The 23,832-nt window shown below is 60.9% G+C and carries 19 protein-coding genes and 1 other RNA gene; 18 read left to right on the forward strand and 2 right to left on the reverse strand.

What is annotated here, in order from left to right:
- The first annotated feature begins 318 nt into the window (after positions 1-318).
- Positions 319-684: a DUF4870 family protein gene (locus LOL23_RS18175; protein ID WP_160982300.1), complete on the forward strand. Its 366-nt coding sequence runs from the start codon at positions 319-321 to the stop codon at positions 682-684.
- A gap of 150 nt (positions 685-834) precedes the next feature.
- On the opposite strand, the gene LOL23_RS18180 is transcribed toward LOL23_RS18175, so the two are convergent.
- Positions 835-1,107, reverse strand: a complete 273-nt coding sequence (locus LOL23_RS18180; protein WP_160982298.1) for an SWIB/MDM2 domain-containing protein — start codon at positions 1,105-1,107, stop codon at positions 835-837.
- A gap of 221 nt (positions 1,108-1,328) precedes the next feature.
- Here LOL23_RS18180 and LOL23_RS18185 point away from each other — a divergent pair, with 221 nt between their 5' ends.
- Entirely contained in the window at positions 1,329-2,525 is a 1,197-nt protein-coding gene (locus tag LOL23_RS18185) for a M20 aminoacylase family protein (protein WP_160982296.1), read from the forward strand.
- Positions 2,526-2,557: 32 nt separating this feature from the next.
- On the forward strand, positions 2,558-3,619 hold the full coding sequence (gene pyrC, locus LOL23_RS18190; protein WP_160982294.1) for a dihydroorotase: 1,062 nt from the start codon (positions 2,558-2,560) through the stop codon (positions 3,617-3,619).
- A 153-nt stretch (positions 3,620-3,772) separates the two neighbouring features.
- Here the strand turns inward: pyrC and LOL23_RS18195 are convergent, their stop codons facing one another.
- Positions 3,773-5,641, reverse strand: a complete 1,869-nt coding sequence (locus LOL23_RS18195; protein ID WP_160982292.1) for an ATP-binding cassette domain-containing protein — start codon at positions 5,639-5,641, stop codon at positions 3,773-3,775.
- A 111-nt stretch (positions 5,642-5,752) separates the two neighbouring features.
- On the opposite strand from LOL23_RS18195, the gene rnpB reads away from it, so the two are divergent.
- The 15 genes from rnpB (at position 5,753) to ftsZ (ending at position 23,712) form a co-directional block, all read left to right on the forward strand.
- Positions 5,753-6,156: RNase P RNA component class A (rnpB, locus tag LOL23_RS18200), an RNA gene on the forward strand.
- A 517-nt stretch (positions 6,157-6,673) separates the two neighbouring features.
- A complete protein-coding gene (mraZ, locus tag LOL23_RS18205; RefSeq protein WP_160982290.1) occupies positions 6,674-7,102 on the forward strand; it encodes a division/cell wall cluster transcriptional repressor MraZ in 429 nt (142 codons plus the stop codon).
- Between the two features lie 8 nt (positions 7,103-7,110).
- Positions 7,111-8,217: a 16S rRNA (cytosine(1402)-N(4))-methyltransferase RsmH gene (gene rsmH, locus LOL23_RS18210; RefSeq protein ID WP_237174076.1), complete on the forward strand. Its 1,107-nt coding sequence runs from the start codon at positions 7,111-7,113 to the stop codon at positions 8,215-8,217.
- Complete coding sequence (ftsL, locus tag LOL23_RS18215) at positions 8,205-8,513, forward strand: cell division protein FtsL (RefSeq protein ID WP_160982286.1); 309 nt, start codon at positions 8,205-8,207, stop codon at positions 8,511-8,513. The genes rsmH and ftsL overlap by 13 nt, the downstream gene beginning before the upstream one ends.
- Complete coding sequence (locus LOL23_RS18220) at positions 8,510-10,246, forward strand: peptidoglycan D,D-transpeptidase FtsI family protein (protein ID WP_160982284.1); 1,737 nt, start codon at positions 8,510-8,512, stop codon at positions 10,244-10,246. The genes ftsL and LOL23_RS18220 overlap by 4 nt, the downstream gene beginning before the upstream one ends.
- Positions 10,243-13,029, forward strand: coding sequence for a bifunctional UDP-N-acetylmuramoyl-L-alanyl-D-glutamate--2,6-diaminopimelate ligase MurE/UDP-N-acetylmuramoyl-tripeptide--D-alanyl-D-alanine ligase MurF (gene murF, locus LOL23_RS18225; protein ID WP_160982282.1), 2,787 nt, complete (start codon positions 10,243-10,245; stop codon positions 13,027-13,029). The genes LOL23_RS18220 and murF overlap by 4 nt, the downstream gene beginning before the upstream one ends.
- Positions 13,019-14,191 carry a phospho-N-acetylmuramoyl-pentapeptide-transferase gene (gene mraY, locus LOL23_RS18230; RefSeq protein ID WP_160982280.1) on the forward strand — a complete coding sequence of 391 codons (1,173 nt, stop codon included), beginning with the start codon at positions 13,019-13,021 and terminating at the stop codon, positions 14,189-14,191. Before murF ends, mraY begins: the two co-directional genes overlap by 11 nt.
- On the forward strand, positions 14,188-15,717 hold the full coding sequence (gene murD / locus LOL23_RS18235; protein WP_160982278.1) for a UDP-N-acetylmuramoyl-L-alanine--D-glutamate ligase: 1,530 nt from the start codon (positions 14,188-14,190) through the stop codon (positions 15,715-15,717). The genes mraY and murD overlap by 4 nt, the downstream gene beginning before the upstream one ends.
- Positions 15,714-16,907, forward strand: a complete 1,194-nt coding sequence (gene ftsW / locus LOL23_RS18240; protein ID WP_160982276.1) for a putative lipid II flippase FtsW — start codon at positions 15,714-15,716, stop codon at positions 16,905-16,907. The genes murD and ftsW overlap by 4 nt, the downstream gene beginning before the upstream one ends.
- Positions 16,904-17,977: an undecaprenyldiphospho-muramoylpentapeptide beta-N-acetylglucosaminyltransferase gene (murG, locus tag LOL23_RS18245; protein ID WP_237174077.1), complete on the forward strand. Its 1,074-nt coding sequence runs from the start codon at positions 16,904-16,906 to the stop codon at positions 17,975-17,977. The genes ftsW and murG overlap by 4 nt, the downstream gene beginning before the upstream one ends.
- Positions 17,974-19,380 (forward strand): UDP-N-acetylmuramate--L-alanine ligase, encoded by a 1,407-nt coding sequence (murC, locus tag LOL23_RS18250; RefSeq protein ID WP_160982272.1) that lies wholly within the window; start codon positions 17,974-17,976, stop codon positions 19,378-19,380. Before murG ends, murC begins: the two co-directional genes overlap by 4 nt.
- Positions 19,377-20,324 carry a D-alanine--D-alanine ligase gene (locus LOL23_RS18255; protein WP_160982270.1) on the forward strand — a complete coding sequence of 316 codons (948 nt, stop codon included), beginning with the start codon at positions 19,377-19,379 and terminating at the stop codon, positions 20,322-20,324. Before murC ends, LOL23_RS18255 begins: the two co-directional genes overlap by 4 nt.
- Before the next feature lie 13 nt (positions 20,325-20,337).
- Positions 20,338-21,132 (forward strand): cell division protein FtsQ/DivIB, encoded by a 795-nt coding sequence (locus LOL23_RS18260; protein WP_160982268.1) that lies wholly within the window; start codon positions 20,338-20,340, stop codon positions 21,130-21,132.
- A gap of 11 nt (positions 21,133-21,143) precedes the next feature.
- A complete protein-coding gene (gene ftsA / locus LOL23_RS18265; protein ID WP_160982266.1) occupies positions 21,144-22,370 on the forward strand; it encodes a cell division protein FtsA in 1,227 nt (408 codons plus the stop codon).
- A 175-nt stretch (positions 22,371-22,545) separates the two neighbouring features.
- A complete protein-coding gene (gene ftsZ / locus LOL23_RS18270) occupies positions 22,546-23,712 on the forward strand; it encodes a cell division protein FtsZ (protein ID WP_160982264.1) in 1,167 nt (388 codons plus the stop codon).
- Positions 23,713-23,832: the final 120 nt, after the last annotated feature.

Genomic DNA, 23,832 nt, shown 5'->3' on the forward strand with positions numbered 1-23,832 from the left:
GCGCCGATGATAGTTGACATCTCGTCTGTGAAAGTAGGTCATCGTCAGGCTTTTATACCGAAGAAAACCCCCGCCAGCAAACCCTGGCGGGGGTTTTTGTTTGTGCGAATCAAAACCAGGCAAAGCGCCGGCGCACCACCCAGGCGCGACCAGCGCATCGGTGCGCGGTGAACCCGTGCAAGCCGCGACAGTACGCCAAAACGGGAGATCTGCTTGCCACAAGGGGATCGGCATATATTACGGCCGCCCGAGTTCCGGTAGAATAGCCTGGATCGGCCGCGGGGCCGAATGTATGCACCCTGATTCCGGAGGTTACCGATGACCGAGGCGATTCCGCCAGAAGACAACAAGGGCTTTTCGATGCGCAACCTTACGCATCTTATATACGGCCTGTTCGCGCTTGGTTTGCTGAGTGGCGGTTTTTTTGGCGTTGCGGCTATTGCCGCGATTGTGCTGGCCTATCTCAAGCGTAGCGATGCCGCTGGTACGGTATATGCCGCCCATTTCGATTGGGTGATCGGCACGTTCTGGTGGGGGCTGTTGTGGGTGCTGCTCAGTGCCTTGGCAACCTGGATCTTCATCGGCTGGATCACGGGCATTATTGCGCTTGTATGGATCGTCTATCGTTTGATCAAAGGTTGGCTTGCGTTGGCATCGGGGCAGCCGCCTGTATCTGAGTATTAAGCGTTCCATCCGCCCGCTAACCGGGCAAAAAAGCCGCTGACAGCCAAGTCTGTCAGCGGCTTTTTATTAGGCGGTATGGGTGTGGCTGTGCCGACGAGCAAGGGCTGTGACCACAAGCATGGTAAGCGCGCGACGCTTACGCGATATAGCTTATTTAAGATGGGCGTTGACAAGTTTGGTGAGTTCGAACATTGAGACCTGATCTTTGCCAAACAGCGGACGCAACTTGTCGTCAGCGTTGATGTTTCGGCGATTGGCGGGATCTTGCAGGTCGTGCTTTTTGATGTAATCCCAGATTTTTTTGGTGACTTCGGTGCGTGGAACAGCCTCGGGACCAATGACGGCAGCCAGCGTGGCGCTAGGCGTAAGCGGTTTCATGAATGCCGCGTTCGGTTTACGGGCGGTTTTCGCGGTGGTTGCCATAGATCAGTACTCCTGATTGAGTGAAAAGGTGCGTCTCACGCAGCATAACGTGAGTTTCCTCGAAAAACAAAGCGATTTGTGAACGAGAATATAACCGCTCGGGGTGCGGGCATAAAGCTTCGCGTCTTGGGGATGTCCCTGTGTTAATGTGACGAATACACGAAAACCGGCAATTCCGGGCCGATCCGGGCGCCGTTCGATGGCCAGGAGGAGGCCAGACTATGCATGCGAAATCAGTCCTGGAGGTGATCCGAGGCTTTCATGCCGACCTTACGGCAATACGTCGTGATATTCACGCAAACCCAGAGCTTGGCTTTCAGGAGACGCGCACGTCATCGATCGTGGCGGCGGCCCTGCAGGCACTGGGATTTGAGGTGCACAAGGGTATTGGCCGCACGGGGGTTGTCGGGGTGCTGGAAGGGCGTCGCAATACCAGCGGTAAGGCAATTGGCTTGCGGGCGGATATGGACGCGCTACCTATACAGGAGCAGGGAAGCGTCGATTATGCGTCCAACAATCTGGGGGTGATGCATGCATGTGGGCACGATGGCCACACCACAGTGCTGCTGGGGGCCGCGCGCTATCTGGCTGAAACACGCAATTTCGACGGTCGTGCGGTGCTGATTTTTCAGCCGGCTGAAGAAGGCCAGGGTGGGGCACAGGCCATGCTGGACGATGGCCTGTTTGAGCGTTTTCCGTGCGATGCGATTTATGCGCTGCATAATTGGCCAGGGTTGCCAGAGGGTGTCATCGGCGTGAACCCGGGCCCGATGATGGCGGCAGCGGATCAATTCGAGATACACATCGAAGGGCGTGGCGGGCATGGGGCCCATGCCTATCAAACCAACGACCCGGTAGTGATCGCTGCGCAGCTCATCAATGCATTGCAGACTATTGTGTCGCGCAATGTGCCCGCGCCCGAGTCGGCCGTGGTGACGGTGGCGGCGGTTAACGCGGGCAATCTGCAGGCCATGAACGTCATTCCGCGTGATGCTTACATGGTGGGCACGGTGCGCACGTTTAATCCGGTGGTCCAGGAGCAGGTGGTGCAGCGCATGCGCGAGATCGTTGATGGCATGGCTGCTGCCTACAAGGCCAAGATCAGCCTTGACTACCGGCGGCTGTTTCCCGCAACCATCAACACACCCGCCCATGCCCGTTTTGTAGCCGATGTGGCCGAGGAACTGTTCGGCGAAGAGCAGGTCGTACGAGATCTGACGCCGTCGATGGGATCTGAAGATTTTTCGGTGATGCTGCAGCGTCGACCCGGTGCTTATTTTCGGCTGGGGCAGGGCGGTGCGGAGCGCGGCTGCGTGCTGCATAATCCTATGTTTGATTTCAATGATGCGGTGATTCCCGCCGGCAGCGCGCTGTTCTGCCGGCTGGTTGAGCGCAGCATGCCCCTAGATGCCGGCTGAAGCGGGGCACCGGCGATATTGACTGTGATGAAATGACTAGCGACAAGCAAACCCTGACCATTATCCGCCCCGATGACTGGCACTTGCATCTGCGCGACGGCGCCATGCTGGCTTCTGTCGTGGGTGATACCGCACGACAGTTCGGGCGTGCCATTGTGATGCCCAATCTCAAGCCGCCTGTGACGACCGCGGCACAGGCTCAGGCATATCGCGATCGCATTCTGGCTGCCCTGGACCAGGCGGGTATTGCGCGCGATGCGTTTACGCCGCTGATGACGCTTTACCTCACCGACAATACCTCCCCGGATGAAATCACTCGTGCGGTGGCATCGGGCATTGTGCATGGAGTAAAGCTCTATCCGGCCGGCGCGACCACTAATTCGGACGCTGGCGTGACTGACCTGCTGGGGCGTTGCGGGCGTGTGCTCGAAGCCATGCAGCGGGTGGGGCTGCCGCTGCTGGTGCATGGTGAGGTCACTGATCCCGCCATCGATCTGTTCGACCGTGAGGCAGTGTTCATCGACCGCGTGATGATCCCGCTCCGGCGTATGTTCCCCGAATTGAAAGTTGTGTTCGAGCATCTGACCACACTCGAAGGGGTGGAGTACGTGCGGTATGCAGACGGCCCTATTGCTGCAACGATTACCGCGCATCACCTGCTGTACAACCGAAACGCGCTATTCACCAACGGCCTGCAGCCGCACTGGTTTTGCCTGCCGGTGCTGAAACGCGAAATGCACCGAGAGGCGCTGATCGATGCTGCTACAAGCGGCAACCCAAGGTTTTTCCTGGGCACTGACAGCGCGCCGCATCCGCGCGGTTTGAAAGAAGCGTCGTGTGGCTGTGCGGGGTGCTATACGGCGCTGCATGCCATGGAGTTGTATGCCACCGCGTTCGAGGCAGCCGGGCGGCTGGATCAGCTGGAAGCGTTTGCCAGCCGAAACGGGCCGGCGTTTTATGGCTTGCCTGAGAACAGCGGGACATTAACGTTGGCGCTCACCGACTTTGAGATTCCCGCTGAATTGCCGTTGGGTGATACCACTATGGTGCCATTGGCGGCGGGTACGTCGCTCAGATGGAAAGTAATCGGCTGACGTCAGGTATTGGCGCTTGAGGCTGAGGCAGGCCCTTGACGGACGGTGCGGCCGCCAGCCATGCGAGCAGCATGCTGTTCGCATGGGGCGCCGGATTGCGGCCGTCGTCTCCAGCCCTGATGGATCAGGGATGATATGCCAAGACGCCTGGCATCAGGCTTGGCTTGACGCGTTTTTCTTTTCTTCAAGCGTTTCCCAACGGGCAAAGAGTGCTTCGAGCTTTGATTCGATGCCGGCAAGTTGCTCGTTGATCGCATTGACCTCATCGGGTGCGTCGCGGTAAAGACTGCCGTCCGCCAACCGTTCCGTCAGGTTGGCCTGTTCGGTTTCGAGGGCGGCGATGGCATCGGGGATGCCATCGAGCTCACGCTGTTCCCATGAAGTAATGCGGCCCACCTTGGCCGGCTTTGCAGTGCGGCTCGCGTTGCTCGATGTGTTGGCATCGGGTGTTTTTCCGGATGTGTCGCTATCCATGCCCCTCGCGGCGCCTTTGCCGCGCCCTTTCGCGCTATCCGCGGCGCCCTCTGGCTGCGGGCGTTGGGCGAGCCATTCGTCATAGCCTCCTACATATTCGCCCCACACGCCATCGCCTTCTGCGGCGATGGTCTGCGTGACGACATTGTCGAGAAATGCGCGATCGTGACTCACGAGCAGGACCGTGCCCTGGTAGTCTTGCAGCAGTGACTCCAGCAACTCCAGCGTTTCGATGTCTAGGTCGTTGGTGGGTTCATCCAGCACCAGGATGTTTGTGGGCCGCGCAAACATGCGCGCCAGCGCCAGGCGCGCGCGCTCGCCGCCCGACAGACTGTGCACTGGCGATTGTGCGCGTGCGGCGGGGAAGAGAAAGTCTTCGAGATAGCTCATGACATGTTTGCGCTGATCGCCGATCTCTATCCACTCGCTGCCGGGGTTGATGGTGTCTGCCAGCGTGGCGTTTTCATCGAGCTGGGCCCGCATCTGGTCGAAGTAGCCAACGGTAAGATTGGTGCCCAGCCGCACGCTGCCTTCGTCGGGTTGCAATTGCCCGAGAATGATGCGCAGAAGTGTAGTTTTGCCTGCGCCGTTGGGGCCGATCAGGCCAATGCGGTCGCCACGCAGGATGACGGTGGAAAAATCGCGAATCAGGGTGCGGCCGCCATAGCCATGCGTTACGCCTTGCAGTTCGGCCACCAGTTTGCCCGACCGCTGGCCTTCGGCGACAGCCAGCCTGACATTGCCTTGCAGCTCACGCCGCGCGGCGCGATCGCGCCGCAACTGTTCGAGCCGTCGAACCCTGCCTTCGTTGCGGGTGCGCCGCGCCTCGATGCCTTTGCGTATCCACACCTCTTCTTGGGCAAGCAGCTTGTCGAAGCGGGCATTCTGCTGCTGTTCGGCTTCCAGCCATTCAACCTTGCGTTGTTGCCAGGCTGAAAAATTGCCGGGGAAGCTGAACAGCTTGCCGCGATCGAGTTCTACGATACGCGTAGCGACTGCATCCAGAAAGCGTCGATCGTGTGTAATTAGCACGACACCACAGCGCGCGGTGAGCAGCAGGTTTTCGAGCCAAGTGATGCCGTCGAAGTCCAGATGGTTGGTGGGCTCATCCAACAACAGCAGATCGGGCTCGTCCGCCACGGCGCGGGCCAGCGCGACGCGCTTGCGCGACCCACCGGACAATCCCGCGATTTGGGCGTCTGCCTGCAGCCCGAGCTGTTCAATGAGTGCGTTGGCGCGGGCGGGCCGCTGCCAGTCTTCGCTTGAATGAATATCGCCGCAAAGCGCTTCGTGGACGGTGAGATTGTCGTCCAGCTCAGGTTCCTGCTCTACCGTCGCGACGCGCAGGCCGCCCACCCGCATGACCTCGCCGTCGTCAGGCTGGATGCGACCATCGATAATCTTGAGGAGGGACGATTTGCCAGCCCCGTTGCGGCCGATCAGGCCGATGCGTTCGCCTGCCTGGATGGTGAGTTCGGCGTGATCCAGGAGCGGGTGGTGCCCATAAGCCAGTTGAGCATCGGTGAGGGTAACGAGTGTTGCGGCCATGTCGTGAAAATGAGGAAAACCATGCTGCCTTTTGCCCCCGAGGGCTGCAGCACCGGCCGGCCGCAAGCGGCCGGGCCAAAACGCTATTGTCGCAGGTTACAATGCTCACGTGAGGCAGGCCGGGCAATCGCGGTGCGGCGCATCGAGGAAGGTCCGGACTCCACAGGGCAGGGTAGCGGCTAACAGCCGTCCGGCAAGCAAAAGCGCGAGCTTGCGCGAGCCGAGGAACAGGGCCACAGAGACGAGTCTGCGGCGAGGGCACGTCCACGGGCGTGCACCGGCACGGCTACTCCGTGCTGCGCAGGCGGAAACGCCTGCGGCGCTGCAGGGTGAAACGCGGTAACCTCTATCCGGAGCAACATCAAATAGGCATGCGCAGGCCTCGGCCAGACGGGCGGCCCGTCCGAGCATGCGGGTAGATGGCTCGAGCCCGACAGTAATGTCGGGCCCAGATGAATGATTGCCTGTCCGGCTCGCCGGGCATACAGAATCCGGCCTATAGGCCTGTCTCACTTTTTCCGTAGTGCGGGGCGGGGGCTTGCCCCGGCACGGCAGTTTTTCAACCGGTTTTTCGCGCCCGCGCTTTAGCCTCCCATCGCTGCTTTTTCTATCGCTGCCTCTTCATCGTTTCATTCCCTCGCGTCTCTATCGCCGCCTTCCTTTATTTCCCTCCATTGCTTTAAGTAGCCGCGTCTTAGCTGCGTCTTAGCGGCTTCGCTTTCGTTGGCTAGTCATGATTCTGGATGGTTGTCGGGAAAGCTGGCAATTTCCTGAATGGACGGGTGGTTGCGGCCGTATGTCAGCAATTGAAAACGCGCGTTATGGTTTATCCACCGCTCCATTCTGATAAAGGACTTTCACTTCAGATCACAATTTCTTGATTTATTGAGGAATTTTTTTTGGCCGAACTCTTAAAGATGAGGCTAAGTGCTTGACGCGATTGAAAAAAATGCAACTTGTGCTTGACCACTTGAAAGCCATGGCTTAGAGTGGGGAAAAGTAGGATTTTGTGCAAAAAAGTGGGGAAGAAACTTGTTCCAGGGCAGCAGCGCTCTCACTCTCGATGCCAAGGGGCGGATCTCGATTCCGACCCGGCACCGTGACGCGCTCGTCGCACAGGTCGAAGGCCGTCTTACCCTCACCCGCCACCCCGATGGCTGTCTGCTTCTGTACCCCCGCAATGTGTGGGAAAAGAAGCGTGAGCAGATCGCAAACTTCCCAATGTCCGCTCGTCCGCTGCAGCGCCTGCTGCTGGGCAATGCGCAGGACGTTGACATGGATGCGTCAGGCCGCATTCTGGTGGCGCCTGAGCTGCGCACAGCGACTGGGTTGACGCGCGAAGTCATGCTGCTGGGGATGGGTAGTCACTTCGAATTGTGGGATGCCGCCGAATGGGCCCGACGCGAAGCGGAAGACCTCGCGAAGGGTATGCCTGAAGTCCTCGAAACATTTTCTTTTTGATTCCTGCTATGTCGTTTGTGCATCGGTCCGTGCTGCTGGAGCCTACGGTCAACGCTCTCGTTGATCCGGGTTTTGGCCGAAAGCACGGTACGCGTGGGCAGGTGGTTTCCGCTTCCGAGCCGCTTGTCGATGAGGCGCGGCGCAACGGCGTGTTTGTCGATGGCACTTTCGGGCGTGGGGGGCATAGCCGCTTGCTGTTGTCGAAACTGGGGCCGCAGGCGAGGCTGGTGGTCTTCGACAAAGACCCGCAGGCCATCGAGGTGGCCCATCAACTGGCGGCGCAGGATAGCAGAGTGGCTGTGGTGCACAGCGGCTTTGCGGAAATGGCTGAAAGGCTGGCCGATCTGGGGATCGCGTCGGTTAACGGTGTGATGTTGGATCTGGGAGTGTCATCCCCTCAGATCGACGATGCATCGCGGGGTTTCTCGTTCATGCGCGAAGGCCCGCTTGATATGCGGATGGATACGAGCAGCGGTATGACGGCTGCGCAATGGCTGGCTGAGGTCAGTGTCGAAGAATTGAGGGAGGTCATCGCACATTATGGCGAAGAACGGTTTGCTTTCCAGATTGCAAAGGCGGTTGTTGCTCGCCGCGAATCCCGCCCGCTGCGCACAACGCTCGACCTCGCCGAGCTCATCGCCGGTGTCGTCCGCACGCGCGAAAAGGGTCAACACCCGGCCACCCGCAGCTTTCAGGCTATACGGATTTACCTCAATCAAGAGCTCGAGGAGCTCGCACGCGCCCTCAAGGCAATTCTGACTTTGCTTGCGCCAGGAGGGCGTTTTGCGGTGATCAGCTTCCATTCTCTTGAAGACCGCATGGTCAAGCAGTGCATCGCGGCGGCGGCCAGACCGGCTGCCGCGCACGCGCGCCTGCCGATTCCAGAGAAGGATATGCCGCAACCCATCCTGCGCTCGCTCGGCCGGGTGCTGGCCAGCGCCGATGAGGCGCGTGACAATGTTCGTGCCCGATCGGCTGTCTTGCGGGTGGCGGAACGCACGGATACACCGCTGCCGCCCGATGGCGGCGCATCGTTTGTTGGCCAGGGCATGGCTGGCGGCGATGCTGCCGGCAGGCGTCATGGCAAGGGAGGGCGCACGTCATGGCACGGTTGAGCCTTCTGTTTGCGGCGCTGTTGATGGTTTCCGCTCTGTCGCTCGTCACGGCGCGCTTCCAGGCGCGCCAATTGTATGTGGAGGCTGGTCGGCTGCACGATCGTGAGCGCCAACTGGACACCGATTGGCGGCGCCTTCAGCTTGAGCGCGCGGAACTGGCCCGCAATGCGCGCATCGACAGCATTGCGCGTGAAGAGCTGGGCATGACGCCGGGAACGCCCGACCGCACACTCTATATGGTGGGTACATCGCCGTCCGCATCTGCCGGCCAGCCGGCATCGGGGGGCAAACCATGAAGCGCGTGCGTTTCTATGACAGCCCCGTGCTCAACCAGCAGATGCCAATGTGGCGGTCGCGCCTGGTATTGATACTGCTGATGGTGGGTTTCCTGGCCCTGGCGGCCAAAGCGCTGTATCTGCAAGGGTTGTCGAACGAGTTCCTGAAAGAGCAGGGCGAACGCCGCTACGAGCGCAATCTCGTGTTGCCGGCTACGCGTGGCAAGATTTTCGATCGCACCGGTACTGTGGTGCTGGCGTCCAGCGTGCCCGTGCGTGCTATCTGGGCGATCCCTGAAGACGCGCGCAAGGCGTCGGACGAGCAGCTCAAGAGGCTTGGCGCCTTGCTCGAGATGCCTGCCAGTGACATCAAGCGACGCATTGGCGACGACGAGCGCAATTTTGTTTATATCAAGCGCCAGGTGGCGGTGGACACTGCGGAGCAGATCCGGCGGCTCAAGGTGCCTGGTTTCCACGACCAGGCTGAAATGCGCCGCTTCTACCCCGAGGGGGAGGTGGCTGCGCATCTTATCGGTTTTACCAATATCGAAGATCAAGGCATCGACGGTATCGAACTGGCCTTCAATGATGCACTGTCTGGCCGCCCTGGGTCGCGCCGAGTGATCAAGGATCGGCTGGGGCGCGTCGTAGAGGATGTGCAGGCGATTGTGCCGCCTGTGAATGGCCAGGATCTAAGGCTTTCTATCGATGCGGGGCTGCAGTATGACACCTACGCTGCGCTCAAAGACGCCCTGCAGGCGAATGACGCGCGAGCCGGTGCTGCGATTGTGCTGGATGTACAAACGGGCGAGATCCTGTCACTCGTCAATCTGCCCACCTACGATCCGAATGACCGTGGCGATCGCAAGGGCGCGGCCTTGCGTAACCGGGCCCTGACCGATACCTTCGAGCCCGGTTCGATCATGAAGCCGTTCACGGCGGCGCTGGCCCTGGACATCAAACGTATTTCCACGAACACGCTGTTCGATACCGGCAACGGCCGTTACCGCTACCAAGGGTCGACCATCTCCGACGTCAGCAAGAATGGGGTGCTCAACGTAGCGGGCATTCTGCGCCGTTCGAGCAACATCGGCATGACGATGATTTCCGAGAAGCTGACTTCACAGGAGATGTGGACTAAGTTCACCGAGCTGGGCTTCGGCCGTCCGCCGCATACTGACTTCCCGGGGGTTGCATCTGGCCGTTTGCGCCCGTGGGAGCGCTGGCGCCCGATAGAACGGGCAACCATGGCGTACGGCTATGGCTTGTCGGTGTCGTTGATGCAGATGGCACATGCATACACAGCGTTCGCCCGAAACGGCGATATGGTGTCCCTGACGCTGCTCAAGCGCGAAGGCAAACCCACAAGCGTGCAGGTGTACAGGCCTGAAATCGCAGGACAGATCCGTGCCATGCTGGAAGCCGCGGCTGGGCCGGATGGCGCCAAGCTGGCCCAGGTGCAGGGTTACCGCGTGGCGGGCAAGAGCGGCACGGCGCGCAAGATCGTGGACGGCCAGTACAGTCGCAGCTTGTATCGCGGCTCGTTCGTGGGCTTCGCGCCGGTATCGAACCCTCGCATTGTCGTAGCGGTGACCATCGACGAGCCGCACGGCAAGGCTTATTATGGCGGCCGCATCGCGGCGCCGGTGTTTTCGGATATTGTGGCCAGCAGTCTGCGCCGCCTTGGCGTGCAGCCTGATGCGCCGATTGAGTCACTCGTGGCGCTGGGCGCCAAGAAGGAGGCGCGGGAATGAATGCGCCTGATATCGTTTCCTGGCTAGAGGCACGGGTTGCGCGTACCGCGCGACTGTGCCTGGATACGCGCCAGCTTCGTGCTGGCGATGTGTTTTTCGCATGCCCGGGCCTGCATGCCGATGGCCGCGACTACATCGACCAAGCCGTGCGAGCAGGCGTTGCGGCGATAGTGGTGCATGCCGATGCGCGCTTGCTCGCGCAGCCGCCGGGCGTGCCGATGCTTTCTGTGCCGGCTTTGCCCAAGGTGATGGGCGAAGTTGCGCACATATGGTACGGCAAGCCTTCCGAGACGACGAAGATCGTTGCCGTAACGGGTACCAATGGCAAGACCAGTTGTGTGCAATGGCTGGCTGCTGCGCTCAATGCAGAGGGTGTGCCCAGCGGCGCGATCGGTACGCTGGGCCTGACATTGCCCGACGGCAGCCAGGAAGGTGGGGCGCTTACCACGCCGGATGTGCTGAGTCTGCATGAAAGCCTGGCGCGGTTGCGCGATGCTGGCGCCGAAGTCGTCGCTATGGAGGCCTCGTCGATCGGCATTGAACAGGGGCGTCTGGATGAAGTGCATATCGATATCGCGGCGTTCACCAATTTGACACGCGACCATCTCGATTATCACCAGACAGAAGCCCGTTACAAGCAGGCCAAGTTCGCACTGTTTGAACGCCCTGGGCTGTCGCGCGCCATTATCAATGCCGACGATGCTGCCGGCGCCGAGCTGCTCGCCCGCTTGCCTGCCGGCCTTGTGCAGGGCTATTCATTAGGCGCTGCCGATGCGGCCATCCAGGCGCGCGATATTCACGTAGGCGCCTACGGGCTGGTATTTAATCTGCTGATGCCTGGGGGCAGTGCGCAAGTACCCACGCGTCTGGTGGGTGAGCACAATATTTCCAATCTCCTTTTGATTGCCGGCGTGCTTCGTGAAATGGGGTGGGGTGTGTCCCGCATTGCGCGTGTCCTGGCCAGATTGACGCCCGTTGCGGGCCGGCTGCAGGTCGTCGAGCCTGCGCCATCCGATGTGCCGGGCCCCATGGTGGTTGTGGATTACGCCCATACGCCCGACGCGCTGGCGCGTGCGTTGACGGCGCTTCGTCCACTCGCGCAGGCACGTGGTGGGCGGCTGGTGTGCGTATTTGGCTGCGGTGGCGACCGTGACACCGGCAAGCGCCCCATGATGGGCAGCATTGCCGCAGCTGGCGCCGACCTGGTCATCGTGACTAGCGATAATCCCCGCTCAGAGAATCCCAGCGATATTATTGCGCAAGTACTTGCCGGCATGCCCGGTGAGCCGCGCGTGCAAACGGATCGCGCGCTGGCGATTCTCCTGGCGGTATGGGAGGCCAGTGCGGCTGATGTGGTGCTGCTGGCAGGCAAAGGCCACGAAACCTATCAAGAGGCCGGTGGCGTGCGGTCGCCGTTCGACGACCGTGAGTGGGCACGTTTTGCATTGGATTGGGGCGTTGGTCAAGCTGTATCCACCGACTCACGCTCTATTGCCCCCGGACAGTTGTTTGTGGCACTTAAGGGCGAGAACTTCGACGCGCATGATTACGTCGCCGCAGTCGCAAAAGCCGGCGCGCGCGGTGCTGTCGTGGCCCATCGTGTCGCTGATGCCGATCCTGCAATGAAGCAGTATGTGCTGGGCGACACACGCCAGGCGCTGATTCGCATTGCAACCGCCTGGCGCCGCCAGTTCGATATTCCGGTGATCGGCGTCACGGGCAGCAACGGCAAGACAACAACCAAGGAAATGATCGGCGCGATTTTGCGCGAGAGCTATGGCGACGCGGCTAGCCTTGCTACGCGCGGCAACCTGAACAACGACATCGGCGTGCCGCTGACCGTATTGCGCCTCACCCGTGGTCATCGTGCTGCGGTGCTCGAAATGGGGATGAACCACCCTGGCGAAATAGCCTTGCTCGCAGCCATTGCGCAGCCCACGGTTGCGCTGGTCAATAATGCGCAGCGCGAGCATCAAGAGTTCATGCAGTCTGTGGAAGCGGTTGCGCGCGAGAATGGCAGTGTGTTGCTGGCGCTGCCTGTCAATGGTGTTGCGGTCTTTCCTGGTGATGACGACTACACCTTGCTCTGGAATGGGCTGGCTGGTGGCCGCCGGATCGTGCACTTCGGCTTCGACGAAGGGGCGGACGTCAGGGCAGGGTCGATTCGTGCGGAACCGTCGCGCACGCGGTTCCGCCTGATTACGCCGCAGGGTGACGCAGACATCCTGCTGAACGCGCCGGGCGCGCACAATCTGCGCAACGCCATGGCCGCAGCTGCATGTGCGTTGGCGGCCGGCCTTCCGCTGGATGCCATCGCGCGCGGCCTGGGGGCGTTTAGCCCGGTAAAAGGGCGCATGCAGCCCCGTATGCTGCCGGGCGGTTTTCAACTCATCGACGACACCTATAACGCCAACCCCGACTCCGTGCGTGCAGCCATAGATGTGCTTGCCAGCCTGCAGGGCCACAAGATTCTGGTTTTGGGCGACATGGGCGAAGTGGGCGACAACGGACCGACCATGCATGCCGAGGTTGGCCGTTATGCCCGCGAACAGGGCATCGATGCGCTCTTGACGTTCGGCACGGCCTGCAAACAGGCTGTGCAGGCATTCGGCGAGAACGCGGTTTCTTATTCATCTATCGACAGCTTGGCCCAGGATTTGGCTGTTCGTCTTCCCGCAAATATCCTGGTGAAAGGATCACGCAGCATGCGCATGGAGCGCGTCATCTCGGCGCTTGAAGAACAAAACCCCGCAATTGGGCAAGGAGTGGACCATGCTTCTTGAATTGGCGCAGTGGTTGTCGGATTCGCACATACGCGCTTTCGGGGTGTTCGAATACATCACGCTGCGCGCCGTGCTGGCATGCGGTACTGCCTTGATGATCGGCTTGTTTGCCGGGCCATGGGTAATCCGCCGCCTGACCGCACTCAAGATCGGCCAAGCGGTGCGTGCCTACGGCCCCCAATCCCATCTGCAGAAAACAGGCACGCCGACCATGGGCGGCGCGTTGATCCTGATCTCCATCGGTGTCAGCACACTACTCTGGGCCGACTGGTCCAACCGCTTCGTGTGGGTTGTGCTGCTTGTCACATTCGGCTTTGGCTGGATAGGCTGGGCCGACGATTACAGGAAAGTGGTTTATCGCGATCCTGAAGGCATGTCATCTCGCCGGAAGTTTTTCTGGCAGGCGCTGATCGGCGCTGTTGCATCGGTGTATCTCACCTTTGCCGTTTCCGCGCCCGCGAATGCCGAGCTGTGGCCGCTGTTCCGAGACTGGGTGCTGAGCGGTTTCACGATGCCATTGCCCACTCGCGCCGATCTGATCGTGCCCTTCTTCAAGAGCGTCAGTTATCCCTTGGGTGTGTTCGGTTTTGTGGCACTGACGTGGCTGGTGATCGTGGGGTCCAGCAATGCGGTCAACCTCACCGACGGCCTGGATGGTTTGGCGATCATGCCCACAGTGATGGTGGGAAGCGCACTCGGCATTTTTGCTTATGTTGTGGGGCGCGTGGATTATTCCAAGTACCTGTTGTTTCCGTATATCCCTGGCGCCTCTGAACTCATGGTGCTGTGCGCCGCGATTGCAGGCGCGGGCCTGGCCTTTCTATGGTTCAACGCTTATCCAGCGCAGGTGTTCATGGGCGATGTGGGTGCATTGGCCTTGGGCGGCGCACTAGGGACCATTGCTGTGATTGTGCGTCAGGAAATTGTGCTGTTCATCATGGGCGGCGTGTTCGTTGTGGAAACGCTCTCCGTGATGATTCAGGTGACCTGGTTCAAGTACACCAAGCGGCGTTATGGAGAAGGGCGACGGGTCTTCCGGATGGCGCCGCTGCATCATCACTTTGAAGTCACGGGTTGGAAGGAAACCCAGGTAGTGGTGCGTTTCTGGATTATCAGCATGATGCTGGTGCTTATTGGGCTTGCAACTCTCAAACTGCGATGACTAACTGGACTTTTCCCTCGGTGCGCACGGATGGCACAACCTTGATTCTGGGGTTGGGCGAGACGGGTGCGGCGGCTGCAAAATGGTGCGGCCTGCATGGTGCGCGGCTGCGTGTGCTGGACACCCGCGCCGAGCCGGGGGGGATGTCCGCGCTCAAAGCGGCGCTGGGCGGCAGTCAGGTCGAATATCTGCTTGGCGCGGAGCACTTTGCGCGAACAGCGCTGCAGGGTGTGCACACGATTGTGCTCAGTCCCGGTCTCGTGCCTTCCGAACCGCCGCAGCGTGAGCTGCTGGCGTGGGCGGCGGAGCAGGGCATCGAAGTCATTGGCGAAGTCGAACTATTTGCCCGTGCGTTGGTTGATATGGCGGCGCAGGGGTACGAGCCGAAGGTGCTTGCGGTGACGGGCACCAATGGCAAAACCACTGTCACAGCCATGACGCGCCGGTTGGTTGAGGCGTCAGGCCTGAGCGCGCTGGCGGCTGGCAATATCAGCCCGGCTGCACTGACGGCGTTGGCCGACGCGTTGCAGTCCGGTGCGTTGCCTGACGTCTGGGTACTGGAACTGTCGAGCTTTCAGTTGGAGGCTATCCATACGCTGCGGCCGCACGCCGCGGTGGTGCTGAATGTGACGCAGGATCACCTCGACTGGCATGGCAGCATGCAGGCGTACGCTGCGGCAAAGGCACGTCTCTTGAAGATGGCCGCGCTGGCTGTCGTAAATCGCGATGACCCCCTGGTTGCAGCCATGGTCGACGATCTGCACGGTGAACAAGTGCGTTCGTTCGGGTTGGGGGCGCCAGAGGCACAGGGCGACATGGGGCTGGAGGACAGTGATGGCATGTTGTGGCTGGCCGCCGCTGAAGCCACCGATTTCGACATGCCGGCGTCGTCATCGCGACGCAAGAAGAGTCAGTTGGCGCCGGTGCGCGCATCAGGCCGCCTGGTGCGTCTGATGCCTGCTGATGCCATGCGGGTGCGCGGCCGCCATAATGCACTCAATGCATTGGCAGCCCTGGCATTGGGCCGCAGCCTGGGCCTGGGATGGGCGGATATGTTGCGCGCGCTTCGCGACTATGGCGGCGAGCCACATCGCATGGCATTTGTGCGTACGCTGGCCGGTGTCGATTTCGTGGACGACAGCAAGGGCACCAATGTGGGCGCAACGGTTGCCGCGCTGGATGGCCTGGAACATAAGGTAGTGCTCATTGCCGGCGGCCTGGGCAAAGGCCAGGATTTCTCACCGCTCATTCAGCCAGTGCGCGATCACGCACGCGCGGTAGTGCTGATCGGCCGCGACGCCGCGGTAATCGCAGATGCGCTTGCGGCGGCGGGTGTGCCCATCGAGCAAGCAGCTTCCATGCGTGAAGCGGTGGAGCGCGCTTTTGCCCTTGCGCAAGAGGGCGACATGGTATTGCTGTCGCCGGCATGCGCCAGCATGGATATGTTCCGCAATTATGGTCATCGCGGCCAGAGTTTTGTGGAAGAGGTTCGGGAGCTCGCCCTGAGCCGAGGGGAGGTGGAATGAGCCTGTTCTCCGAGCTGACGTCTGGGGTGAATGCTGTGCGGCCCGGCCGCACCACCATGCCGGCATTCGACATATCGCTGCTGGTCGTGGCGGCTACGCTAGTGATGTTCGGCCTGCTGATGGTGTACTCCGCCAGTATTGCATTGGCGGATGGGCCTCGCTACGAAAGCTACGGCCGCTATTACTTCGTTCTGCGCCATGGCATATTCATTGCCATTGGTTTGCTGTGCGCACTGTTCGCCGCCAGCATACCGATGAAGGTATGGCAGAAGGCCGCCGTGCCGCTGTTCCTGATCTGCGTCGTGTTGCTGACGGTGGTGTTGGTGCCGGGCATCGGCCGGGAAGTGAACGGTGCGCGGCGCTGGCTGTCGATTGGCCCAGTGAACGTGCAGCCCTCCGAGATGATGAAAGTGGCGGTGCTGCTTTATGCTGCCGATTACACCGTACGCAAGCAAGAGCACATGCAGAACTTCTTGCGCGGGTTTCTGCCCATGGCCTGCGCGCTGGCGGTCGTGGGCATGCTGTTGCTGCTCGAGCCCGACCTGGGCGCTTTCATGGTGATTGTGGCCATCGCGGTGGGCATTTTGTTCATTGGCGGTATCAATGGCAAGCTGTTCTCCACGCTCCTGGGCATCATGATGTTCAGTTTCCTCGCGCTGATCTGGCTATCGCCATGGCGCCGCGAGCGTCTGTTTGTCTACCTGGATCCCTGGAACCCCGACAATGCCTATGGCAGTGCCTATCAGCTTTCGCACTCGCTTATTGCGCTCGGGCGTGGCGAGTGGTTTGGTGTCGGCTTGGGCTCCAGTGTCGAAAAGCTGCACTATCTGCCCGAGGCACATACTGACTTCATCGTCGCGGTGATTGGCGAAGAGTTGGGGTTTGTCGGCGTGATGTGCTTGCTGGCCCTGTTTGTGTATTTAGTCTGGCGCGGTTTCGAAGTGGGCCGCCAGGCCTTGGCCATGGAGCGCATTTTCAACGGTTTGGTTGCTCAGGGCGTGGCACTGTGGTTCGGTGCGCAAGCTTTCATCAATATCGGTGTATGCCTTGGCCTGCTGCCCACCAAGGGGCTTACGCTGCCTATGGTGAGTTACGGCGGCTCGGGAATTGTGATGAATCTCGTGGCCATGGCATTGTTGATGCGCGTGGATTTCGAGAATCGCAATATGATGCGGGGGAAACGCACATGAGCGCGCGTACTTTGCTGATCATGGCGGGCGGTACAGGCGGGCACATCATGCCGGGCCTGGCTGTTGCACACGAAATGAAGCAGCGTGGCTGGCGTGTGCTATGGCTCGGCCATCCCGAGCGCATGGAAGGGCAATTGGTGCCGCCCCAAGGCTTCGAGCTGGTGCCGTTGCGTTTTGCTGGCCTGCGGGGCAAGGGGCCGATGGCGCTGTTCAAGCTGCCGTTCACGCTGCTGCGCGCCTGCGCGCAGGCGCGTCGGGCATTGGCTCGCGTCAAGCCTGACGTGGTTCTGGGTATGGGCGGCTATGTGGCATTTCCGGGCGGTGTCATGGCCGCAATGCGGCGCATTCCGCTGGTGGTGCATGAGCAGAATGCCATTGCCGGCACAGCGAACCGCTGGTTGGCCCGTATGGCCCAGAAGGTCTTGGTGGGGTTTCCAGGCGCATTGCCGGGAGCCATCATGGTCGGTAATCCTGTACGCACCGAATTCTCGAAAATGCCCGCGCCATTTGAACGCTATGCCTTGCGCAAGGGCCCGTTGCGAGTGTTGATCGTGGGTGGGAGCCTGGGCGCTGCGCCGCTGAATGCGGTGATGCCGCAGGCCATTGCGCTGCTGGCGCCGCAGGATCGTCCCGTGGTTTTGCATCAGGCAGGCGAGCGCCATATCGATACCCTGCGCGCAGCCTATGCGCAGGCAGGCGTCGAAGCCGATTGCCGCGCATTCATCGAAGACATGGCGAACGAAATGGCCAACGCCGATGTGGTGATTTGCCGCGCGGGGGCGATGACGGTGGCGGAAATCGCCGCAGTGGGGGTGGCGGCATTGTTTGTGCCATTGCCGCACGCCATCGACGATCATCAGACGGCAAACGCACGTTATCTCAGTGACTGCAATGGCGCCCTGATGCGCCCGCAGTCCGAATTGAACGCCCAGTGGCTGGCTGACTGGCTGGGCGCCCTGAGCCGCTCCGATCTGGCGCGCATGGCCGCGCATGCCCACGAGCATGCCTGGCTGCAGGCTCGCAGCCAGATTGCCGACGCATGTGAACAGGTCGCCGGGAGCAAAGCATGAAACACAGAATTCAAAGTATTCATTTTGTAGGGATAGGCGGTTCGGGCATGAGCGGTATTGCCGAGGTGCTGCTGAATCTGGGTTATTCCATCAGCGGTTCCGACATCAACGAGTCGGCGGTCACGCGTCGCCTGGCGAGCCTGGGTGCGCGAATTTCCATCGGGCACGATGCAGCCAACGTGAAGGGTGTGGGTGCAATCGTCACGTCAACAGCGGTGCGTGGAGACAACCCCGAAGTGCTGGCCGCGCGCGCCGCGCGCATACCTGTGGTTCCCCGGGCCCTGATGCTCGCCGAACTCATGCGCTTGAAGCGCGGCATCGCGGTGGCCGGTACGCACGGCAAGACAACCACCACCAGTCTAGTGGCGAGTGTGCTGGCGGGCGGCGGCCTGGATCCTACCTTTGTGATCGGCGGAAGGCTCAATTCCGCAGGTGCGAATGCGCGCTTGGGGCAGGGTGAGTACATCGTTGCCGAAGCGGACGAGTCCGATGCGTCGTTCTTGAACCTGCTGCCGGTGATGGCCATCATCACCAATATCGACATGGACCATATGGATACCTATGGCCATGATGTGGCGCGCCTCAAGAGCGCCTTCATCGAATTTGCCCAGCGTCTGCCGTTCTATGGTTCGGCCATTGTGTGCAGTGATGATGCCAATGTACGCGAGATCATCCCATTCATTTCCCGGCCGGTAACTACGTACGGCATTGAGACAGAGGCTCAGGTGCGTGCCGTTAATGTGCGCCCCGAAGCCACAATGATGTGCTTTGACGTATTGCGCCAGGGGGCAACCGGCATGCTGCCGCCGCTGTCCGTGCGCCTGAACCTGCCTGGGCGCCACAATGTGTTGAACGCGCTTGCAGCGATCGCGGTGGCCACCGAGTTGGGGCTGTCCGATGCGCAGATTTCGGCGGCACTGGAATCGTTTCGCGGCGTGGGCCGCAGGTTTACCCAGGTCGGCGAGTTTGAGGTGCCGGCCGACCATGGCGGCGGCCGCTTCACGATGATCGACGATTACGGCCACCATCCGGTCGAGATGGCCGCGACGCTCAAGGCAGCGCGTGGTGCCTGGCCCGACCGCCGTATTGTGCTGGCCTTCCAGCCCCATCGTTATACGCGGACGCGTGATTGTTTCGAAGACTTTGTGCAGGTGCTCGGCCAAGCTGACGCTGTGCTGCTGTCCGAAGTATACGCCGCGGGCGAAGCGCCGCTGGTGGCTGCTGACGGCCGTGCATTGACCCGTGCACTGCGTGTGGCAGGCAAGGTGGAGCCGGTGTTCGTCGAGAACGTAGATGACATGCCCCAGGCGATCCGCGATTTCGTGCGAGATGACGATGTGGTGATCGTGATGGGGGCAGGTTCGATCAGCCGCGTGCCGGCGCAGATGGGAGAGGCATTATGAGCAGTCAGTTCGGCCGTGTGGCGGTGTTGTACGGTGGGCGCTCCGCAGAGCGCGAAGTATCCCTTATGTCCGGCCAAGGCGTGTATGACGCGCTGCGCAGCAAGGGGGTGGATGCACATTTGTTTGATACGGGGCGCTATACACTGGTTGACTTCATCAACGCCAACTTTGATCGCGTGTTCATTGCCCTGCACGGACGCTATGGTGAAGACGGCACGCTGCAAGGTGCACTCGAATTGCTCGGCAAGCCATACACAGGCAGTGGCCCTCTTGCCTCTTCGTTGGCCATGGACAAGATCATGACCAAGAAGGTGTGGCTGTACGAAGGCCTGCCCACACCGCCCTACGCGGCACTGCATAGCGAGGCGGATCTGGACGCCGCGGTGCAAAGCGTTGGCCTGCCCATGATCATCAAGCCGCCGCATGAAGGTTCGACGTTGGGTGTGACGCGCGTGGATACGCGTGAAGCCCTGCGCGAAGCCTATCTGTTGGCGGCGCGCTATGACGCGGAAGTGCTGGCTGAGAAGTTCATTGCGGGGCGCGAGTTGACGGTGGCAATCCTGGGCCAAGGCAAGCAGGCGCGAGCGCTTCCAGTCATCGAGATCATTGCGCCGCAGGGCAACTACGACTACGAGCACAAATATGTGTCCAATGACACCCAGTACGTTTGCCCCGCACAGCTGTCGCCCGCGTTGACCGAGCGTGTGCTGCGCCTTGCCGAGCAGGCATACGTGACGCTGGGCTGCGAAGGCTGGGGCCGTGCGGATTTCATGCTGGACGAAAATGGCGAGCCGTGGCTGCTGGAGCTCAACACGTCGCCTGGCATGACCAGTCATTCCCTGGTGCCCATGGCAGCCAAGGCGGCCGGCATGAGCTACGCCGACCTGTGTGTCGAAATTCTATCGATGGCGAACTGCAAAGTGCAGGCGCCGGCGCGCGAGTAAGGGAGCATCAGCCATGTTTTCCGACGCCCGTTTAACCAACTTCATCGCGAATGCGTTGGCCGTGCTGGCCGTGTTCGCCTTGTTGGCGGGCGGCGTGGCATGGCTGGCGCAGCGGCCGTACTTCGCCATATCACGTATACAGCTCGAGCCCGAAGAAGGAAATGAAAAGCTTGGCTATGTGTCGCCCGCCAGTGTCCGGGCGACGATTGCGGGCAGGATGTCGGGCAACTTTTTCTCTGTGAAGCTCGATGATGTGCGCGGGCTTATTGAAACCGTGCCGTGGGTCCGGCACGCCAGCGTGCGCCGCGTATGGCCCGATACCCTGCGTGTGCAGGTCGAGGAGCAGCAGCCGCTGGCCTTGTGGAATGAAGACCAGATGATCAACACCTGGGGGGAAGCGTTCGCGGCCAACCAGGGCGAGCTGCCGGATGATGCGCAACTGCCCCAGCTGAATGGGCCAGCGAATTCCGAACGTTTGGTCGTGCAGCGTTATGCGGAGATCGCGCGTTGGTTTGCGCCGCTGAACCTGCATGTGCGTGAGGTCACGCTCAGCCCCCGTTATGCATGGGAAGTGCGGTTGTCGGACGGCATGCGGTTGAATCTCGGCCGCGATCCCGCAGCCGACGTTGCCGACCCGCATGGTCGATCGGGCGCCCTCCCGTTTGCCGCACGCATCGAACAATTTGTACAAGTTTGGCCGCAGTTGGCGCAGCGACTGGGCGACCGCAGCATTGCGTCGGCCGATCTGCGCTACCCGAACGGTTTCGCCATTACCCTGGCTCCCGTAAACAACACCTCGACGAAGTAAAGACTAAAACTATGACCCGTGACATCAAAGACCTGATCGTTGCACTCGATATCGGCACCAGCAAGGTGGTGGCTGTGGTTGCCGAGATTCTGCCCGAAGGGCGTTTCGAGGTGTTGGGCCTTGGACAGCATGAGTCCCAAGGTATGCGCAAGGGCGTGGTGGTCAACATCGAATCGACTGTCAATTCGATACAGCGCGCGCTTGAAGAAGCCGAGCTGATGGCCGACTGCAAGATACGTGAGGTATACACCGGCATCGCGGGCAGCCACATCACCAGCTTCAATTCCAGTGGCATGGTGGCCGTTAAAGACAAGGAGGTGACGGCGACCGACGTGGCGCGTGTCATCGAGACCGCGAAGGCGGTCAACATCCCCACCGACCAGCAAGTGCTCCATGTGTTGACGCAGGAATTCATCGTGGACTCGCAGGAGGACATCCGCGAGCCGATCGGTATGAGTGGCTTGCGCCTTGAGGTACGCGTGCATATCGTCACGGGGGCGGTCAGCGCGGCGCAGAACATTGTCAAGTGTGTGCGGCGTTGCGGCCTGGAAGTGCAGGATCTGATTCTGCAGCCACTGGCCTCGAGCCTGGCTTGCCTGACGGCTGACGAGAAAGAATTGGGCGTAGTGCTGGTGGATGTAGGCGGCGGCACCACCGACATCGCCATTTATACGGGTGGCGCCATCCGCCACACTGCAGTGGTGCCCATTGCCGGCGACCAGATCACCAGCGATATCGCGGCCATGCTGCGTACGCCTACGCCGGATGCCGAAGAGATCAAGCTGCGCTTCGGGATTGCCAAGCAGGTGCTGGCCAGCCCCGACGAGATGATCGAGGTGCCGGGACTGGGAGACAGGCCCAACCGGCAAGTAAAGCGTCAGGCGCTGGGCGCGGTGATCGAGCCGCGTGTCGAAGAACTGTTTACCTTCGTGCAGCAGATTGTGCGCGAATCCGGCTACGAAGACCTGCTCGCCTCCGGCGTCGTATTGACGGGCGGCACCGCCCTGATGCCTGGCATTGTTGAGCTGGCCGAAGACGTATTTCTGAAACCGGTGCGTGTTGCCGTGCCCGCCTACGAAGGCAGTCTGGCGGACGTCATGCACAACCCGCGTTTCTCCACTGTGATGGGCCTGTTGTCCGAGGCTCGTTTGCAACGCGCGCGCGGCCACAAGGTGGCTCAGCAGAAAGGGTCGTTCAAGACGCTGCTGGCGCGCATGAAGGAGTGGTTTATGAATTAGGGCCGCAAGACCCTAACGGCCGGCCCGCGCGGGCACGGTTGCGGAAGGGGGTCAAATCAGGTGCGCGTCAGCCGGCGGGCACTTTGTTTGACACCGTTCCGGATAAGCAGCAGTACTGGGGAAAGCAATTTCAATATCGTGATTTAAGCAATTCTGGAAACGTGAGGGAGTCGACATGATGAATTTTGAGATGCTCGATACGAGTGCAAACGGCACCGTAATCAAGGTAGTAGGCGTGGGTGGTGCAGGCGGCAACGCCGTCGGCCACATGATCCGCTCGGGGGTGAGCGGCGTGGAGTTCATCTGCGCCAACACCGATTCGCAGGCGCTGGCCACCACGGAAGCGCCGGTACAGATTCGCCTGGGCCGTACCGGCCTGGGTGCGGGTGCGCGTCCTGAACAGGGCCGCGCCGCCGCAGAAACGGCGCGCGAGGAAATTCGCGCCGCCCTGAACGGCGCCAATATGGTGTTCATCACCGCCGGCATGGGCGGCGGCACCGGCACGGGCGCCAGCCCGGTCGTGGCCGAGGTTGCCAAAGAGCTGGGCATCCTGACTGTGGGTGTGGTCACCAAGCCCTTTGGTTTCGAAGGCAACAAGCGCATGAAGATGGCGGAAGAGGGCATTACTGAGCTCTCCAAGCACGTACATTCCTTGATTGTGGTGCTGAATGAAAACCTGTACGACCTGATGGACGACGATGCGACGCAGGAAGACTGCTTCAAATCGGCGGATGATGTGCTGCACAACGCATGTGCCGGTATCGCCGAGATCATCAATGTCGAAGGCAATGTCAACGTCGACTTCGAAGACGTCAAGACCATCATGGGCGAGCAGGGCCAGGCCATGATGGGTACGTCTATCGCGGCAGGCGCCGACCGCGCCCGGGTTGCCGCGGAGCGTGCCATTGCGTGCCCGCTGCTCGAGGGTGTCGATCTGCACGGTGCGCGCGGCATGCTGGTCAACATTACCGCCAGCCGCACGCTCAAGATGCGCGAAACCCGCGAAATCATGGATACGATTCGCAGCTATGCCGCTGACGATGCCACCATCGTTTTTGGCACCGCTTACGACGAGTCCATGGGCGAGAACTTGCGTGTCACCGTGGTTGCCACCGGCCTGGGCCGCGCCGCATCCCGTCCGCAACTGGTGTCCAGCAAACAGGAAGCGGTTCGCACCGGCACGGATGATTTCACCGCCGGTGATTATGATTTTGGCAATTCCGACGTTCCCGCGGTAATCCGCCGCCCGCGCGGCCAGGCTTCGGCCCAGGTGCGCGCGCTGGAAACCGCAGGTATGGATCATTTTGATATCCCTGCTTTCCTGCGCAAGCAGGCGGATTGATCTCGTAGCGCATCACGATGTAAATCCGCCAGACTGGAGGTTGCCCGCCCCTGCCCATTGGGCAGGGCGGGTGGCTGACTCTCGCACCCCCGCTGTTCGCTGGCGGGGTTCCCGGCAGGC

This window comes from Paracandidimonas lactea (assembly GCF_021653995.1).
Taxonomy (GTDB): Bacteria; Pseudomonadota; Gammaproteobacteria; order Burkholderiales; family Burkholderiaceae_B; genus Allopusillimonas; species Allopusillimonas lactea.